This is a genomic window from Saccharopolyspora erythraea NRRL 2338, from assembly GCF_000062885.1.
In the GTDB taxonomy this organism is placed as follows: Bacteria; Actinomycetota; Actinomycetes; order Mycobacteriales; family Pseudonocardiaceae; genus Saccharopolyspora_D; species Saccharopolyspora_D erythraea.
In genome coordinates this window covers 3,729,080-3,745,688 of the sequence record NC_009142.1, presented here as the reverse complement: position 1 = coordinate 3,745,688, position 16,609 = coordinate 3,729,080, and the positions used below count along the sequence as shown (strand labels likewise).

The 16,609-nt window shown below is 71.7% G+C and carries 14 protein-coding genes; 11 read left to right on the top strand and 3 right to left on the bottom strand.

Annotated elements, in window-relative coordinates:
* Positions 1-18 precede the first annotated feature (18 nt).
* A complete protein-coding gene (locus SACE_RS16450; RefSeq protein ID WP_009949588.1) occupies positions 19-678 on the top strand; it encodes a GntR family transcriptional regulator in 660 nt (219 codons plus the stop codon).
* Between the two features lie 58 nt (positions 679-736).
* On the opposite strand, the gene SACE_RS16445 is transcribed toward SACE_RS16450, so the two are convergent.
* The gene (locus SACE_RS16445; protein WP_009949590.1) at positions 737-1,267 is read right to left on the bottom strand and encodes a kinase; all 531 of its coding nucleotides are present in this window, start codon (positions 1,265-1,267) and stop codon (positions 737-739) included.
* Between the two features lie 704 nt (positions 1,268-1,971).
* On the opposite strand from SACE_RS16445, the gene SACE_RS16440 reads away from it, so the two are divergent.
* From SACE_RS16440 to SACE_RS16425, 4 genes are all read left to right on the top strand, one after another.
* Positions 1,972-3,450, top strand: a complete 1,479-nt coding sequence (locus SACE_RS16440) for an NCS1 family nucleobase:cation symporter-1 (protein ID WP_011874019.1) — start codon at positions 1,972-1,974, stop codon at positions 3,448-3,450.
* Between the two features lie 100 nt (positions 3,451-3,550).
* Entirely contained in the window at positions 3,551-4,279 is a 729-nt protein-coding gene (locus SACE_RS16435) for an aspartate/glutamate racemase family protein (protein ID WP_009949594.1), read from the top strand.
* Positions 4,280-4,396: 117 nt separating this feature from the next.
* Positions 4,397-5,962: an AMP-binding protein gene (locus SACE_RS16430; protein WP_009949595.1), complete on the top strand. Its 1,566-nt coding sequence runs from the start codon at positions 4,397-4,399 to the stop codon at positions 5,960-5,962.
* Between the two features lie 416 nt (positions 5,963-6,378).
* Positions 6,379-6,801: a universal stress protein gene (locus SACE_RS16425; RefSeq protein WP_009949598.1), complete on the top strand. Its 423-nt coding sequence runs from the start codon at positions 6,379-6,381 to the stop codon at positions 6,799-6,801.
* A gap of 72 nt (positions 6,802-6,873) precedes the next feature.
* On the opposite strand, the gene SACE_RS16420 is transcribed toward SACE_RS16425, so the two are convergent.
* Complete coding sequence (locus SACE_RS16420) at positions 6,874-9,390, bottom strand: ATP-dependent Clp protease ATP-binding subunit (protein WP_009949600.1); 2,517 nt, start codon at positions 9,388-9,390, stop codon at positions 6,874-6,876.
* A gap of 264 nt (positions 9,391-9,654) precedes the next feature.
* Between SACE_RS16420 and SACE_RS16415 the strand changes: the two genes are divergently transcribed.
* Entirely contained in the window at positions 9,655-10,311 is a 657-nt protein-coding gene (locus SACE_RS16415) for an O-methyltransferase (protein ID WP_009949601.1), read from the top strand.
* Between the two features lie 65 nt (positions 10,312-10,376).
* Here SACE_RS16415 and SACE_RS16410 read toward each other — a convergent pair whose 3' ends face one another.
* On the bottom strand, positions 10,377-11,279 hold the full coding sequence (locus tag SACE_RS16410) for a virginiamycin B lyase (RefSeq protein WP_009949602.1): 903 nt from the start codon (positions 11,277-11,279) through the stop codon (positions 10,377-10,379).
* 470 nt (positions 11,280-11,749) lie between these two features.
* On the opposite strand from SACE_RS16410, the gene SACE_RS16405 reads away from it, so the two are divergent.
* The 5 genes from SACE_RS16405 to SACE_RS16385 all read left to right on the top strand — a co-directional run bounded on the left by SACE_RS16405 (position 11,750) and on the right by SACE_RS16385 (position 16,538).
* Positions 11,750-12,016, top strand: coding sequence for a DUF3040 domain-containing protein (locus tag SACE_RS16405; protein ID WP_009949603.1), 267 nt, complete (start codon positions 11,750-11,752; stop codon positions 12,014-12,016).
* 157 nt (positions 12,017-12,173) lie between these two features.
* Positions 12,174-12,995: a universal stress protein gene (locus SACE_RS16400; protein WP_011874017.1), complete on the top strand. Its 822-nt coding sequence runs from the start codon at positions 12,174-12,176 to the stop codon at positions 12,993-12,995.
* A 15-nt stretch (positions 12,996-13,010) separates the two neighbouring features.
* Entirely contained in the window at positions 13,011-13,832 is an 822-nt protein-coding gene (locus SACE_RS16395) for a universal stress protein (protein ID WP_011874016.1), read from the top strand.
* 379 nt (positions 13,833-14,211) lie between these two features.
* Entirely contained in the window at positions 14,212-14,880 is a 669-nt protein-coding gene (locus SACE_RS16390) for a response regulator (RefSeq protein ID WP_009949607.1), read from the top strand.
* Between the two features lie 224 nt (positions 14,881-15,104).
* Positions 15,105-16,538, top strand: coding sequence for an MFS transporter (locus SACE_RS16385; protein WP_009949608.1), 1,434 nt, complete (start codon positions 15,105-15,107; stop codon positions 16,536-16,538).
* The last annotated feature ends 71 nt before the right edge of the window (positions 16,539-16,609 follow it).

Sequence of the window (16,609 nt, the reverse complement as noted above, 5' to 3'; positions counted from 1 at the left end):
TCGGATCGAGGAGGGACCGTGCCCGTCACCGGAGAGACCAGCACCGAAGCGCGCGTGCCCCTGCGCGACCAGGTTCGGGACGCACTGCAGGCGAGGATCGCCGACGGCAGGCTGCGCCCCGGCGACCGCCTCTTCGAACAGGACATCGCCGCCGAGTTCGGCATCTCCCGGGTCCCGGTCCGGGAGGCGATCCGGATGCTGCAGAGCGAGGGGTTCGTCGAGGTCATGCCCCGCAGGCGGGGCGTGTTCGTGCGCGGCCTGGACCGCCACCAGGCCGAGGAGCTGTTCGAGGTCCGGGAGGCGCTGGAGGTCTTCGCCGCGCGGCTGGCCGCCCAGCGCGGCGAGACCGCGGGCGTGCGGCGGATGGCCGAGCTCGCCGACCAGGCCCGCAAGGCCCACGAGGCCGGCGACATCGAGACCATGTCCACCGCCAACGCCGCCTTCCACGACCAGCTCGTCACGCTGGCGGGCAACGACCTGCTCGCGTCGATCCTGGAACCGCTGCACGGCAGGCTCGCCTGGATGTTCCGGCTCAACATGGAGCCCGAGCGGGTCTGCGGCGAGCACGAGGAGCTGCACGCGGCCATCGCGGCCGGTGACGCCGAGCGCGCGGCCGACGTCGCGAAGCGGCACGTGCACTCCAGCCGCAAGATGGTCCTGGAACGCATCCTGTTCTGAGGCAGGGACCCGGGTCCTCACGAGGCGGCTTGTCCTGCGTTCCTCGACTCGGCCGAGGTCAGTCCGTTGACCGCATCCCGAACGCCTCCGCGAGGATGCGGGCGCAGGTGTCGGGCAACGCGGACTCCTGCGGGATGAGGTGTTCACCGGCGACGCCGAGCAGATCGCCCGGGCGGTACCAGCCGCGCATGTCGTCCGCGCCGAACTCGGCGGCCTGTGGCCGGGTCGCGTGCCTGCGCAGCGATTCGTCGAAGGACACGTCCAGGTAGTAGAACCACGTCCGGCCGCGGTGGTCCTCGGCGAGGCACCGCAGCATCTCGCCGTAGCGCTCGGCGCTCATGATGCCTTCGACGATCACGTGGTAGCCGTGGTCCAGGGCGTAGCGGGCGACCGTGGAAATCAGGCCGACGTTCGCGCCGCCGGGCACGTCCCGCTCCCGCAGCACGACCCGCCGCATCACGTCCTGTTGCACGAGCGCGCAGGTGCGACCGAGCCGGTAGCGCACCGCGAGGGCGGTCGAACTCTTCCCGGCGCCGGAGTTTCCCCGGATCACGACCAGGCGGGTACTCGGCGTACCGGTCAGCTCCACGCGACGCAGCTTATCGGCAGGACCGGGCTTCCCGGCACGACACGACGCTGCCGACCAGCAGAGCTACCGCCGTTTCCGACCACGAAGGCACAGCCGCCGACCGTGCTCGCCCCGACTTCGAAGTCCACTCGTAACCGGCGCGGAACAACCGCAGTATTGACTGCGTCTCACCTGACATCTACCTTACGTATACATTCCGATATACTTCCACATCGCGGAATGCGGTGATGCACGTGTCGACCGAACCCACGGACGGCGCCGCCGACCCGACGCCCCGACCCCCGGCTCCGCGCTCCCCCCGACCCGCGGACGTCCCCTCCGCGAGCGGCCCCACAACGCAGGCCTCGCGACGCCGGAACAACAGCGCTGGAAGACCTGCAGCGTCTGACGAGCACGCCTGACCGACGGTGCCTCTCATGGCCCTGAGCAGGTCCGACGCACCGCGCGCGGCGTGGTGATCGATGCCCGGCGAACTACCATCGCGGACCACGAGCGGTGGATGGAGCGGGCGCCGTTTCGACCTGTTCCGCCGGCCCACAAGGCCGAGGACGTTGCATTGCGACCGCGCCGTGGCTCCCCCGGCCACGCGCCACGGCCAGCACGCGGCTCGTCCGAGCGGACGGCGTCCCGGACTCGAACAACCACAACAGCCTTGTGAATCAAGGCAACCGAATGTTTCAACGTCGAAACCTTGGAGTGGCCTCATGACCGCCACCGACGACCGATCGGCCGCCGACACGGCCGGCACCGGCCGGGCTCTGTACAGCTACGACCTCGCCCCGACCAAGAAGGCGGGGCGCCGCTGGGGCGCCTACAACGTCTTCACGCTCTGGGCCAACGATGTGCACAGCCTCGGCAACTACGCCTTCGCCATCGGCCTCTTCGCGCTCGGGCTCAACGTCTGGGGCATCCTGCTGGCCTTCCTGCTGGCGTCCGCGCTGCTGTTCCTGCTCCTGACGCTGTCGGGCTACATGGGGCACAAGACCGGAGTGCCCTTCCCGGTCATGAGCCGGATCGCGTTCGGCACCAAAGGCGCGCGGATTCCGGCCGCCGTCCGCGGTATCGTCGCCATCGCCTGGTTCGGCATCCAGACCTATCTCGCGTCGTCGGTGCTGAACGCGCTCCTGGTGGCCATATTCCCCGGGTTGCAGTCATTGCAGGACCGATCCGCGCTGGGGCTGTCGGCGCTCGGCTGGATCACCTTCCTCGCGCTCTGGGCGATCCAGGTCCTCATCGTCAGCTACGGCATGCACGTGATCCGCAAGTACATGGCGATCGCCGCACCGACCACCCTCATCACGATGTCCGCGCTGGCGATCTGGATGTTCCTCCGGGCGGGCGGTTCCATCTCCTTCTCCACCGCGCAGCCGCTCACCGGCGGGGCGATGTGGCTGCAGATCCTGCAGGGTGCCGCGCTCTGGGTCGTGATCTACGGGACGTTCGTGCTGAACTTCTGCGACTTCACGCGCGCGGCCAAGAGCCGCCGGTCGATCGTGCGCGGGAACCTCGTCGGGATTCCGGTGAACATGCTGCTGTTCGCAGCCATCGTCGTCGTTCTCGGCGGCGCGCAGTTCGAACTGGACGGACGGGTGATCACCAGCCCGACCGACATCGTCCAGACGATTCCCAACCTGGTGATGCTGGCCAGCGCCTCGGTCGCCCTGGTCGTCCTGACGATCGCGGTGAACCTGCTGGCCAACTTCGTCGCACCGATCTACGTGCTGGTCAACCTCTTCCCGCGGACGCTGAACTTCCGCCGGGCGGGGCTGGTGAGCGCCGTCATCGGCCTGGTCATCCTGCCCTGGAACCTCTACGACAGCCCCGTGGTCGTGAACTACTTCCTCAGCGGCCTCGGTGCGCTGCTCGGCCCCGTTTTCGGCGTCATCATGGCGGACTACTGGTTGCTGCGGAAGGGCCGCGTCAACGTCCCGGACCTCTACAGCGAGGATCCGCACAGCGACTACCACTACCGCAACGGCTACAACCTCAAGGCCGTCGGAGCGTTCGTCCCGGCCTCCGCCATCTCGGTCGTCGTGGCGCTGGTGCCCGCCTTCGAGTCCGCCTCCGGGTTCTCCTGGTTCATCGGGGCGATCCTGGGCGCGGTCATCTACGCCGCCATCGGCGACAGCAAGCCCGATTTCCGGGACGTGGACGGCGAAGCCATCGCCGTCCCCGCCGAGTGAACCACTGCTCCGCGACCGGCTGCGCCGCGACGTCTCCGGTGACCGCCTGAGCCGGTCCACCGGCGCCTGCGGCATCCACTGACCCCGACGAAGGAAGCGAATGCGCATCGTCATCGCCAACGTCAACACCACCGAAGCCGTCACCGAGGCCGTCCGGCAGCAGGCGATGAAAGCCGCCGGACCCGGCACCGAGGTCGTCGCGGTGACGCCCTCGTTCGGCCCCGAGTCGGTCGAGGGCAGCTTCGAGAGCTACCTCGCCGCGGTCGCGGTCATGGACCGCGTCGCGGCGGTCCGGGAACCCTTCGACGCCGTCGTGCTCGCCGGTTTCGGCGAGCACGGCAAGGAAGGGCTGGCCGAGCTGTTCGGCGTGCCGGTCGTGGACATCACCGAGGCCGCCGCGCACGTGGCCGGGCTGCTCGGCCGCAACTACGCCGTGGTCACCTCGTTGCGGCGCACGCTGGGCCAGATCGAGGACCGGCTGCGCGTGGCGGGCCTGGCCGAGCGGTGCGTGTCGTTGCGCGCCACCGACCTGCCGGTGCTTGAGCTGGAGGCCGATCCCGATCTCGCGGCCAGGCGCATCGCCGAGCAGGCCGTGCAGGCCGTGGACGTCGACCGGGCCGACGTGATCTGCCTCGGCTGCGCGGGCATGGCCGGGCTGGCCGAGCACGTCGAGGAGGCGACCTCGGTACCGGTCGTCGACGGCGTGACCGCCGCGGTGGGACTCGCCGAGACGCTGGTGCGGCTGGGGTTGCGCAGCTCGCCCAGCGCCTACCCGGCGCCCCGCCGCAAGACGATCACGGGATGGCCGGTCACCGGTTCGCGGGCATAGGTTCGGCCTATCGCAGTGTTGCGTGCTTCGTCTTGGCCTTGGCGCGCGAAGGGTGGTTGGTTCGACGGTGGCGGTCCGCGGTTCGCGGACCGCCACCGTGGTTCGAGGAGGAGCCGGATGCACGCGGATCAACCGAAGCCGCCAGGCGCACCCGTTCACCAGGGCACGCCCGGCCACCAGGACACGCCGGGTCCCGAGGGCACGCCGTTCGTCGTCCGGTTCGCCGAGCTGGCCTCCGCCGAACCCGACCGGCTCGCCCTGACCTGCGACGACGTGTCGATCACCAGGCGCGGCCTGGAGTCGATGTCGAACCGCCTGGCGCGCGACCTGATCGCGCGCGGAGTACGCCACGGCGACTTCGTGAGCATCGTCGTGCCCAACAGCATCGCGTTCGTGGTCGCCGAGCTGGCGTCGTGGAAGGCCGGTGCCGTCCCGCAGCCGCTGAGCCCGAAGCTGCCGGTCTCCGAGCTGCGCGAGATCATCGACCTCACCGAACCGGCACTGGTCATCGGCGACGTCGGCGCCGAGGTCGCGGGCGGACGGGCGCTTCTCCCGGCCGACCACCAGCCCGACCCCGCACTGGACGACGGCCCTCTGCCGGCCGTGGTCTCGCCCGCGTGGAAGGCCCCGACCTCCGGCGGCAGCACCGGACGGCCCAAGGTGATCGTCGCCGGCCGTCCGGCGCTGGTCGAGGAGACCGACCTGTCGGCCGACGTCTTCGGCATCGAGCACGGCGGCGTGGTGCTGGTCCCCTCGCCGGTGTCGCACAACGCGCCGAACATGAGCGTCGCGCTGGGGCTGCTGCGCGGCAACCACGTCGTGCTGATGCGCCGCTTCGACGCCGCGCAGGTGCTGCGCCTGGTCGAGCGGCACCGCGTGAGCTGGTTGTACGTGGTGTCGACGACCATGGGCCGGATCATGCGGCTGCCCGAGGAGGTGCGCGCCGCGGCCGACCTGTCCAGCCTGCGCACCGTCTTCCACACCGCGGCGCCGGTGCCGGTGTGGCTCAAGCGCGCGTGGATCGACTGGGTCGGCCCGATCGTGCGCGAGCTCTACGCGGGCACCGAGGCGCAGGCCACGACAGTGATCACCGCGCCGGAGTGGCTGGCCCACCCGGGCTCGGTCGGCCGCGTCCTGCGCGGTGAGATGCAGATCCGCGACGCCGACGGCCGGGTGCTGCCACCGGGCCGGGAGGGCAAGGTGTGGATGCGGCGCGCCCCGGACGTCGAGGCGACCTACCGGCTGCTCGGCGCACAGGCGCACCCCGACCCCGACGGCTGGGAGTCGCTGGGCGACATCGGCTGGTTCGACGAGGACGGCTACCTCTACCTCGGCGACCGCGAGGCGGACATGATCCTGGTCGGCGGGGCCAACGTGTACCCGGCCGAGATCGAGGCCGCGCTCGGCCAGCACGACGCGGTGGTGGACAGCTGCGTGGTCGGTCTGCCCGACGACGACCTGGGCAACGTGCCGCACGCCATCGTCGTCACCCGCCGGTCGGTGCCGGAGGCCGACCTGGTCCGGCACCTGCGGTCGCGGCTGGCGCCCTACCGCATGCCGCGCAGCTTCGAGTTCGTCACCACACCGTTGCGCGACGATGCGGGCAAGATCCGCCGATCGCAGCTCCGGACGGCGCGCCTGGCCGGAGGAACGGGACCAGCGGCCGGGCCGACCACGCGCTGAGCGGGCGGATCGATCCCTGACACCAACATCCACTGTGGATTCGTGTGCCCCTCGCGCCGAAGCGGCACCGCCCCCAGGCCGGAGCCGCTAGGCTTCGGCCTACTCGGGTGCACGCACAAGGGGGTGCGGGATCGTGTCCAGCGCGGAGTAGTGTTACCGCCGTTCGACGGAGCGCGGGACACGCTCGACCTCATAGGCGGCCCTGTACCGCAGGCGGCCCTCCGGGGACCGCGACGGTGACGAGAACGGCGCGGTGAACGAGGACGTGATCTGGTTCTGCGGGCGCCCGCGCCCGGTCCCGACGGTGATCTCCCCGCCCTGCCCCGTCACCGGTTGAACCGGCCGGGCTCGGCGCGCGGAACGCGGCAGTCCGGAGCAGGGTGTGCTGCGACGGGGCACCGACGCCGGAGGCGGGGATGGCGGACAAGATCGTGGTGGGCGTGGACGGATCGGCCGAGTCCAAGGCCGCGCTGCGCTGGGCGCTGCGCCAGGCGGAGCTGACGGGCAGCCGCATCGTGGCGATGATGGCGTGGGACAGCCCGCCCATCTACGGCTGGGAGGACGCGCCCTCCCAGGACCTCAACGCCCGCGCCGCCGAGACCCTGGGAGACGCCCTGCGCGAGGTGGCGCCCGAGGGCACGACCGTCGAGATCGAGAAGCAGGTCGCCAACGGCCATCCCGCGAAGGCGCTGCTGGAGGAGTCCGAGGACGCCGACATCCTGGTGCTGGGCAACCGCGGGCACGGCGGCTTCACCGGAGTGCTGCTCGGGTCGGTGAGCCAGTACTGCATCCACCACGCCACCTGTCCGGTGATGGTGGTTCGCGCGCCCAAGACCTGACATCGGCTCCCGGACGCGAAAGAGGGCGAGGCGCACGTTCGCGCCTCGCCCTCCGCTTCCGCTGGAGCCCGATCAGACCGACTCGGGCGTCCGCTGGGTCACCTCGAAGGTGAGCTGCCCGTCGCGGACCCCGACGTGGACGGCGCTGCCGGCCTCCAGCTCGCCGTCGAGCACCAGGTCGGCGATCCGGTCGTCGACGTCGCGCTCGATCGTCCGGCGCAGCGGCCGGGCGCCGAACTCCGGCTGGTGGCCGCGCTCGGCGATGAGGTCGACGGCCGCGTCGTCGAACCCGATGCCGATCTCCATCGCGGCCAGCCGCTTGCGGGTGCCGTCCAGCAGCAGGTCGGCGATGTCGTGCAGCTGCTCCGCGGTCAGCTTGCGGAACACCACGACCTCGTCGATCCGGTTCAGGAACTCGGGCCGGAACGCCTCCTTCAGCCGCGGCATCAGCCGGTCGTGCAGCGACTCGTCGGCCTCGTCCTGCGCGGCCGAGAAGCCCAGCCCGCCGGACTTGCTGGAGATGACCTCCGAGCCCAGGTTGCTGGTCATGATCACCACGGTGTTGGTGAAGTCGACCGTGCGGCCTTGGCCGTCGGTGAGCCTGCCGTCCTCCAGCACCTGCAGCAGCGTGTTGAAGACGTCCGGGTGCGCCTTCTCGACCTCGTCGAGCAGCACCACCGAGTACGGCCTGCGCCGCACCGCCTCGGTCAGCTCGCCCGCCTCGCCGTAGCCGACGTAGCCGGGAGGAGCACCGATCAGGCGCGCGGCGTTGTGCCGCTCCTGGAACTCGCTCATGTCGAGCCGGATCATCCGGTCCTCGTCGCCGAACAGCGTCTCGGCCAGCGCCTTGGCCAGCTCGGTCTTGCCGACGCCGGTCGGGCCCAGGAACAGGAAGCTGCCCACCGGGCGGTTGGCGTTGCCGACGCCGCTGCGCGAACGCCGCACCGCGCGGGCCAGCGCCCGCACCGCGTCGTCCTGGCCGATGACGCGGCGGTGCAGCTCGCCCTCCAGGTTTCGCAGCCGGGTGCGCTCCTGCTCGGTCAGGCGGCTGACCGGCACGCCCGTCGCCCGCGAGACGACCTCGGCGATGTCGCTCTCGGTCACCTCCGGCACGCCGGCATCGCGGTTGGCTTCCAGTTCCGCCTGCGCCACGCCGATCTCGTCGCGCAGCGCCGAGGCCCGCTCGTAGTCCTCGTCGGCCACCGAACGGTCCTTCTCCCGCTCCAGCCGCTGGATGCGCTGCTCCAGCTCGTCGGCCGACGGGCCCACGACGCTGAGCCGCTTGCGGGCGCCGGCCTGGTCGAGCAGGTCGATGGCCTTGTCCGGCAGGAAGCGGTCGGCGATGTAGCGGTCCGACAGCCTGGCCGCGGCGGCGACCGCCTCGTCGGTGTAGCGGACCCTGTGGTGTTCGGCGTAGCGGTCCCGCAGCCGGTCGAGCACCTCGATGGTGTCCTCGACGCTCGGCTCGGGCACCTGCACCGGCTGGAAGCGGCGTTCCAGCGCCGCGTCCTTCTCGATGTTCTTGCGGTACTCGTCGAGCGTCGTGGCGCCCACGACGTGCAGCTCACCGCGGGCGAGCCGGGGCTTGAGCATGTTGCCCGCGTCGACCGCGCCCTCGGCGCCGCCCGCACCGACCAGCGTGTGCAGCTCGTCGATGAACACGATGACCTCGCCGCTGTTGGCGCTGATCTCGTCGATGACCTTGGTCATCCGTTCCTCGAAGTCACCGCGGTAGCGGGTGCCCGCCAGCATGCTCGACAGGTCGAGCTGCACGATGCGCTTGCCGGTCAGCACGTGCGGGACCTGCCCGTCGGCGATGCGCTGGGCGATCCCCTCGACGATGGCGGTCTTGCCGACACCGGCCTCGCCGACGAGGACCGGGTTGTTCTTGGTCCGCCGCGACAGCACCTCGATGGTCTGCTCGATCTCGTCGGCGCGGCCGACGACCGGGTCGAGCTCACCGTCGCGGGCGCGGGCGGTGAGGTCCTGGCCGTACTTGTCCAGCGTCGGGGTGCCGCTGTCGCGCTCGGCGGTGGCCTGCCCGGTCGCGGCCTCCGACCGCCGGGCACCGCCCGCCGACACCCGGAACTCCTCCGGGGTCGCGCCCGCCGAGGCCAGCAGCCTGCCCGCCTCCGAGTCCGGGCTGGCCGACATCGCCAGCAGCACGTGCTCCGGCCCGATGTAGGTCGAGCCCAGCGCACGGGCCACCTGGTAGGCGTCCACCAGGACCTTGCGGCCCGCCGGGGTCAGCGCGGGCGCACGGCTGGCCGCCTCCCGCGCGGCGGGCAACTGGCGCTGCACGGTCTCGGCGAAGGTGTCCGGGTCGACCTGGACGCCCTCGAGCATCTCGCGGGTCGTGGCCTCCTTGGTGGCCGCCCACAGCACGTGCAGCGCGTCGAGGTCGTCGTGCCCCAGACCACGGGCGTAGTCGGCGGCCCCGGCGAGCAGCTCCTGGGTCTTCTGGGTCATCAGTTCGGTGATGTCGACGCGACGGGCGGCGCCTGCGCCGGCGCCAGGCCCGAAGAAACGGGCGAGGTACTCGTCGAACGGGCCCTGTCCGAATCCGCCCGGTCCGAAGAACGTCGCCATTCCTACCCTCCTCGCACGGCGCTCGTCGCCGTCATAGTTGAGCCTGTTGCTATCAACCAACGTGCCAGCGACCCTGATAATTCCCACGTGTCTCAGATCACTCGTTTCACGACCACACGGCTCAGGCGTCACAGCCCTCACCCCCGGCGGAGCCGCCGGAGCCGATCACTCGTGGCGCACCGGTGGGGAACAAAGCCGGGCGGGCGAGGATTCCCCGTAAGCTGCCCACCTGAGGCTCGTCCCACACATCAGGCAGGAGCAGGCATGGCGCGGTTGTCCGGTCAGCTCGATCCCGAGTTGCAGACCTATCTCGTCGCGCACGGGACCCCGCCGGACCCCGTGCTCACCGACCTGGCCGCCGAGACCGCACGCCTGACCGGCGACCGGGCCCAGATGCAGGTCCCGCCCGAGCAGGGCGCGCTGCTGAGGTTGCTGGCCTCGCTCGTCGGCGCCGAGTTCGCCGTGGAGGTCGGCACCTTCACCGGCTACTCCACGCTGTGCCTGGCCCGCGGGCTGGCCACCGGTGGACGACTGCTGACCTGCGACATCTCCGAGGAGTGGACCTCGGTCGCCCGGCGCTACTGGGAACGGGCGGGGGTGGCCGAGCGCATCGACCTCCGGCTCGCGCCCGCGCTCGACACCCTGCGCGCACTGCCGCGCGAACCCGCCGTCGACCTGGCCTTCATCGACGCCGACAAGCCCGGGTACGTGGACTATTGGGAGGAACTGGTGCCGCGCATGCGCGCCGGCGGCCTCCTGATCGCCGACAACGTGCTCTACCACGGCGGGGTGGTCGAGCCCGGCGCCGAGGGCAACGCCGCGGCGATCCGGCGGTTCAACGAGCACGTGCTCGCCGACGACCGCGTCGAGCAGGTGATGCTCGGCATCGCCGACGGCGTCACACTCGCCCGCCGCCGCTAGTTCGCGTCACCGGGAAAATCCGGTTCGCCCAACGAGACCGGACCGGCCGCGATCCGGCCACCTGTTCAGTCGTGCGACTCCGGCGCGACGCGGGCGAGCGCCCCGTTTTCCAGCGCCACCCACAGCGCCCCGTCCTGGCCGACCGCGATGCCGTGCGGCTCGGAGTTCGGCGTCGGCAGCTCGTGGACGTCGATCCGGCCGTCGAGGTCGATCCGGCCGACCCGGTTCGCGCCCCACTCGGTGAACCAGAGCTCGTCCCCGCGAGCCACGATCGCGTGCGGACGGGAAGTGCGGTCCGGCAACGGGAACTCGCTGATCGCCCCATCTGCGGTGACGCGGCCGATCTGCCCGGCGCCGATCTCGGTGAACCACAGCGCGCCGTCCGGGCCGAGCGCGAGCCCGACCGGCGCGGCCGCCTCCGTCGGCAGCTCGTGCAGCACCGCGGTGCCATCGAAGGACATCCGGCCGATCGCGTTCGCCTGGTTCGCGGTGAACCACATCGCATCGTCCGGCCCGGCGGCGATCATGGACGGGAAGGCCCCGGGGACCGGGAGCCCGAACTCGGCGATCTCGCCTTCCGCGGTGATGCGGCCGATTCGTCCGGCGCTGGCCTCGGTGAACCACAGGGCGCCATCGGCGCCGGTGGCGAGTCCGTAGGGACCCGCTTGCGGTGTCGGCGGCGCGAACTCGGTGAGCCCATCCTCGGTCGTGAGCCGTCCGATGCGGTGCGCCCGGTGCTCGGTGAACCACAGGGCACCGTCGGCCCCCGCGGTGATGATCGCGGGCCCCGAGTCCGCGTCGAGCCGGTGAGTGGTGGCCTCCCCGCCTGGCGCGAGCCTCGCGATAAGTCCACTGTGGACCAGCGTGAACCACAGGGCGCCGTCCGGGCCCGCGGTGATCCCGTAGGGGCCGCCCGCCGGATCCGGCACCTCGTGTTCTCGGATCTCCACGGTCCTCTCGCGCGCCATCGGCCTCCCTCTCCCGCACCACCGCCGCCGGGAAGGTTCCGCGGCCCGAATGGTTGAGTACCAGAACACACCCCACCCGCACCATCCGTTTTCAGTCACCGCGACGGGCAAGCGCCCCCGTCGGCGATCACGGGCGTCGCCAACGGCTCTCCCGCCTCCGAGCGAGTCGCGACCGAGGGCTGCGCGGACCGCCGACTAGGCCGATCGGCAGAGGCGAACACCACACTCGAACGGAGGTTCGCTGCGGCCGGACGGGTGGAACCGCGCGCTTGCCCAGGCACTCAGCGCCCCTCCGGCCACATCGGTACCGCCGTCCGTGCCGCCTGATACCTCCGAACGGCCCAGTCGCGCGCCGACCCGGGTCATAGGACTCTTCTGCTGAACCTGGCCACTTCAGGCACCCTGGGGGGACAGCCGGTCGAGATCCATCGGGAGCAGTTCGACGGCAACCGATCTGGTGGAGGTTGTCCATGCTGCCAAGACATGAGCGTCGGCGCCTCGAGGAGATCGAGGACCAGCTCAGCATCGAGGACCCGGAGTTCGCCCGGGCCCTCACGGACCCGAGCCTTCGGCGGTGGTCCCCGCGCAGGGTGCCACCGCGCCTGGTGCTCGGGCTGCTCTCAGCGCTGCTCGCCGTGCTGTGCCTGTTCCTCGGCGAGGGCGGCGCCTTCGTGAGCGCGGGCATCCTGGCCGTCGTGCTGATCGCCGTGCGGGACTGGAGCTTCCGCACCGCCTGAACCAGCGGCGGCGATCCGTCCACTATGCACTCCCGGATGGCCCCCACCGCACGTGACGGCGGCCACGACGTTTGACACCGGGACCGCCCGGTCATCCTGGATAGGGCGGTGCCGCGCGGCGCGGTGGAACCTGCGTCGGCCTCCAGGGGGAAAGCCGATGATGCCGGATGGACCAGTGGTCGTCGGAGTGGACGGCTCCCGGCGCTCGGTCGCCGCGGCGCGGTGGGCGGCCGGTGAGGCGGCGTTGCGCCACGCCCCCCTGCACGTGCTGGCCGTCAACCCCGATCCGCAGCTGAACCACCTCGCCAAGCAGACCGCGCGCGAGATCGGCGAGATGTGCCGCGAGACGCACCCCGGGCTGGAGGTCGCGAACATGACCGAGCTGGGCAACCCCGCCACCCAGCTGGTCCGGATCTCGGCGCTCGCGCGGCTGGTCGTGGTGGGCTCGCGCGGCCGGGGCGCGCTGGCCGGGGTCCTGCTCGGCTCGGTCAGCACGAAGGTCGCCGGGCACGCCCACTGCCCGGTCGTGGTGGTACGCGAACAGCACCCCCGGGGGCCGGTGGTCGTCGGCGTCGACAGCTCTCCGCACAGCAGGCAGGCGCTCGGCTTCGCCTTCGAGACCGCCTCGGTGCACGGGGTGGACCTCGTCGCCGCCCAGGTGTGGCGGGCCGAGCGGGGTGCTTCGTCGCTGGACCGGGAGGCCGCCGCGCGGGAGAGCGCCGAACGCAGCCTCTCCGAACAGCTCGCGGGCCGGCGCGGTGACCACCCCGACGTCGCGGTGCGCGAGCTGGCCGTGCGCGGCCACCCGGTCGCCGAACTGACCGAGACCGCCCGCGAAGCGCTCCTGCTCGTCGTCGGCCACCGCGGTCTCGGCGGGTTCCCGGGTCTGCTGACCGGCTCGGTCGCGATGGGCGTGCTGCACCACGCCACCTGCCCGGTGGCCGTGGTCCGCGACGAGCGCAGCACGGGACGGCGATGACGGGAGGAGCCTGCCATGACGCGATCGAGGTTGCCCGTGGTCGCGGGCGTCGACGGGTCGGCGCCGTCCACCGATGCGGCGCTGTGGGCGGCCCGGGAGGCAGACCTGCGCGGCATCCCGCTGCGCCTGCTGCTGGTCAACGACGATCCGGGGCGCGCCGAGCAGGCCGCGAAAGCGCTGGCCGAGGCGGCTTCGGCGTGCCGGGAGCAGGTGCCGGGCGTGCAGCTCGCCGAGGAGACCACCCAGGGCCACCCCATCGACGAGCTGGTGCGCCGCAGTGCGATGGCCGAGCTGCTCGTGGTCGGCTCGCGCGGGCACGGCGGCTTCGTCGAGGCCCTGCTGGGCTCGGTGAGCGCCTCGGTGGCCATGCACGGCGCCTGCCCGGTCGTCGTGGTGCGCGGTCACGGCACCACGGGCCCGGTCGTCGTGGGCGTCGACAACTCGCGGGGAAGCCGGACCGCGCTGGACTTCGCCTTCGAGGCGGCGTCGCGGTGCCGCACCGATCTGGTGGCCGTGCAGGCGCTGCCCGACGCCTACTTTCACCCCGGCCCGTTCCCGCACCCCGATCGCGACGAGCTGCGCGCCGACGCCGAGCGCCACCTCGCCGAGCAGCTCTCCGGGTGGGCGTCGACGTACCCGGACGTACCGGTTCGCAGGATCGCCACCAACGAGCACCCGGTCGCCGCGCTGCGGGAGGCCGCGGCCGACGCCCGGCTCCTGGTCGTCGGACACCGCGGGCGCGGCGGGTTCACCGGTCTGCTGCTGGGGTCGGTGGCGGCGGGCGCCCTGCACCACGCACCGTGTCCGGTGGCGGTGATCCGCTCCACCAATCCCTGAGTTCGGGGCCTTTGGAAGGAGGCGTACCGGCTACCCCGAATGCCACCGACTGGTCCAGTGCTACGAAGCAACACGCTTTCCGGCTCGTGGATCCAGCACCAGACGGCGGCGGAACCCTCCGACACCCGGCGCAGCGCGCATGTGCTGCGTTCAGCCGCGCTCGCACCCGTGCCGACTCCCCTTCGCTCCGGAACGTATGCTTCCAGGGCCCCGGAAGCGCGGTGTGCCGGCACTGCCGGCCGAGCGCGCGGCGCCCTGAAGCGCTGTTGTTCCGGTTGTGCGTTCCGCGGGCGTGCGGCTGGTGCCCGAAGAGGCCGCCGGACGACCGGGTCCGGCCCGCCGTGAGCCGAGAACTCCCCGAAGGACCGAAGAGAGCCCGATGATCCGAGTACTGGTGGCCGACGACGAACCGCTGGCCAGGGCCGGCGTGCGCACCGCGCTCGAGGCCGACCCCGGCATCGAGGTGGTGGCCGAGGCGGCCGGCGGCCACGAGGCGCTCGAGCTCGCGCGTACGCACCGGCCCGACGTCGCCCTGATCGACATCGCCATGCCGGGCGTGGACGGCATCGCGGTCGCCGACGAGCTCGGACGGACCATGGCCGGCACGCGCGTGCTCCTGCTGACCGAGCTGCGCGAGGAGTCCCACATCCCGTGCTCGCTCACCGCCGGCGCCTCCGGGTTCCTGCTCAAGTCCGCGGAGAACGGGGAGCCGGCGGAGGGCGTGCGGTCGGCCGCCGGGGGCGGTGTGGCGCTCACACCCGAGATCGCCCGCTGGATCGTCGAGCAGCTCGGAGCCGCCGGGAGCCCGGCGGCGAACACGACCCGGGCGCGCGAGCTGATCGTCGGTCTGACCCCGCGCGAACGCGAGATCCTCGCGCTCCTCGGCCGCGGACTGACCGACGCCCAAATCGCCCGGCGGATGCACGTCGTGGAAGGCACCGTCGAGGTCTTCGTGGACACGATCCTGCGCAGCGTGCAGGTTCACAACCGCGTCCAGGCGGCGCTGATCGCCCACGAGGCCGGACTGGTAGAGCGCGAACCGGTCTGATCCTCGCCACGGATTGCCCGCCCCGCACCAAGAGCGACCGATCGATCACGCAGCGCGGCATCCAAGTGACCGTCCTCACTGGACACGATGACCACGGTTTCACCATGTGGACGGGGTGCTCCGCGGAGGTAATGTCCTTTCGCGGCGGCGGAACAGGCCGCTCGCCCGGACCGGACCTATGTGGACCGTCCGGCGTGTCCCACCCGACATCCCAGGAGTCGCCCGTGTCCGCCCAGCCGGTCACCGAGCGCGAGCCGGTGCTCATCCGCTCGGCCCGCGACGTCACCGAACTGGTCAACTCCGGCGCCGCGCGCGGCAGCCACGCCCGGATGATCGTGCTGCTCGCGCTGGGCGGCATCTTCCTGGACGCCTACGATCTGACCTCGCTGGCCTACGGCATCACCGACATCCGGGAGCAGTTCCAGCTCGGCCCGGCCGGCGCCGGCGCGGTGACGGCGTCGATCAGCGTCGGGGCCATCTTCGGTGCCTGGCTCGGCGGCTACCTGGTGGACCGGCTCGGCCGGTACCGGGTGTTCATGGCCGACATGCTGTTCTTCGTGGTCTCCGCGCTCGGCTGCGCGGTGGCGCCCAACGCCGAGGTGCTGGTCTTCTTCCGGTTCCTGATGGGCTTCGGCGTCGGCATGGACATCCCGGTCGCCATGGCGTTCCTCGCCGAGTTCTCCCGGTTGCGCGGCCGGGGCAGCAAGGGCTCGCGCACGGCGGCGTGGTCGCCTGCCTGGTACGTGGCCACCAGCGCCTGCTACGTGGTGATCATGGCGCTGTACTTCCTGCTGCCCGACGCCCACCACGACCTGCTGTGGCGGTTCACCGTCGGGTTCGGCGCGGTGCCGGCGGTCGTGATCCTGCTGGTGCGCAAGAAGTACATGAACGAGTCCCCGTCGTGGGCCGCCGATCAGGGCGACCTGGAGCGCGCCGCGCACATCCTGCGCCGCTCCTACGGCGTGAACGCGGTGGTGGCCGACGACGCCGAGGCGAAGGCACCGCGCACGCGGCAGGCCGGGGGCCTGCGCGACTTCGCGCGCCTGTTCCACCGCCGCTACCGCTCCCGGACGCTGCAGGCGATGGTCATCGGGCTGGGCCAGACCTTCGGCTACAACGCGATCGCCTACGGCCTGCCGATCATCATCGCGAGCCTGCTCGGCCAGGGAGCGCTCAACACCATCAGCGCGTCGCTGGTGCTGAACCTCGTCTTCGCCGTGACCGGCGGCCTGCTGGGCATCCGCCTGGCCAACAGCGCGGGCGCGTGGCCGATGACGGTGGCCGGGTTCGCCACGCAGTTCGTCGCGCTCGTCGCGCTCGCCCTCATCGGCAAGCCGTCGGAGACCGCCTGGGTGCTGGCCGCGCTGTTCATGCTCGGGGCGTTCATGTTCGCCCAGGCGTCGGGTCCTGGTGCGCACTTCATGAGCTTCGCCTCGCTGAGCTACCCGACTTCCATGCGCGGCACGGGAATCGGCTTCAACCAGGGCGTGGTGCGCGTCGGTGCGACGCTGTCGCTGTTCTTCTTCCCGGTGCTGAGCAGCGCGCTGGCCACCGGCGTCTTCTGGGTCATCGCGCTGGCACCGGCGATGGGCCTGGCCGCACTGCTGGTCAAGCGCTGGGAGCCGGTCGGCTACGACGCCGACGCCGCGCAGGGGTGAGCAGGGCTCGCGCGGGCAGCGGCACCGAGCTCGCGCGGGCCACCAGTGCCGAATTGGCCATGGCCGGCCCG

What these genes read in the sequence shown, in the direction of transcription:
- SACE_RS16440 (WP_011874019.1), top strand. Translation starts at nt 1,972, where the DNA reads ATGACCGCCACCGACGACCGATCGGCCGCCGACACGGCCGGCACCGGC.
- SACE_RS16435 (WP_009949594.1), top strand. Translation starts at nt 3,551, where the DNA reads ATGCGCATCGTCATCGCCAACGTCAACACCACCGAAGCCGTCACCGAG.
- SACE_RS16430 (WP_009949595.1), top strand. Translation starts at nt 4,397, where the DNA reads ATGCACGCGGATCAACCGAAGCCGCCAGGCGCACCCGTTCACCAGGGC.
- SACE_RS16425 (WP_009949598.1), top strand. Translation starts at nt 6,379, where the DNA reads ATGGCGGACAAGATCGTGGTGGGCGTGGACGGATCGGCCGAGTCCAAG.
- SACE_RS16420 (WP_009949600.1), bottom strand. Translation starts at nt 9,390, where the DNA reads ATGGCGACGTTCTTCGGACCGGGCGGATTCGGACAGGGCCCGTTCGAC.
- SACE_RS16415 (WP_009949601.1), top strand. Translation starts at nt 9,655, where the DNA reads ATGGCGCGGTTGTCCGGTCAGCTCGATCCCGAGTTGCAGACCTATCTC.
- SACE_RS16410 (WP_009949602.1), bottom strand. Translation starts at nt 11,279, where the DNA reads ATGGCGCGCGAGAGGACCGTGGAGATCCGAGAACACGAGGTGCCGGAT.
- SACE_RS16405 (WP_009949603.1), top strand. Translation starts at nt 11,750, where the DNA reads ATGCTGCCAAGACATGAGCGTCGGCGCCTCGAGGAGATCGAGGACCAG.
- SACE_RS16400 (WP_011874017.1), top strand. Translation starts at nt 12,174, where the DNA reads ATGATGCCGGATGGACCAGTGGTCGTCGGAGTGGACGGCTCCCGGCGC.
- SACE_RS16395 (WP_011874016.1), top strand. Translation starts at nt 13,011, where the DNA reads ATGACGCGATCGAGGTTGCCCGTGGTCGCGGGCGTCGACGGGTCGGCG.
- SACE_RS16390 (WP_009949607.1), top strand. Translation starts at nt 14,212, where the DNA reads ATGATCCGAGTACTGGTGGCCGACGACGAACCGCTGGCCAGGGCCGGC.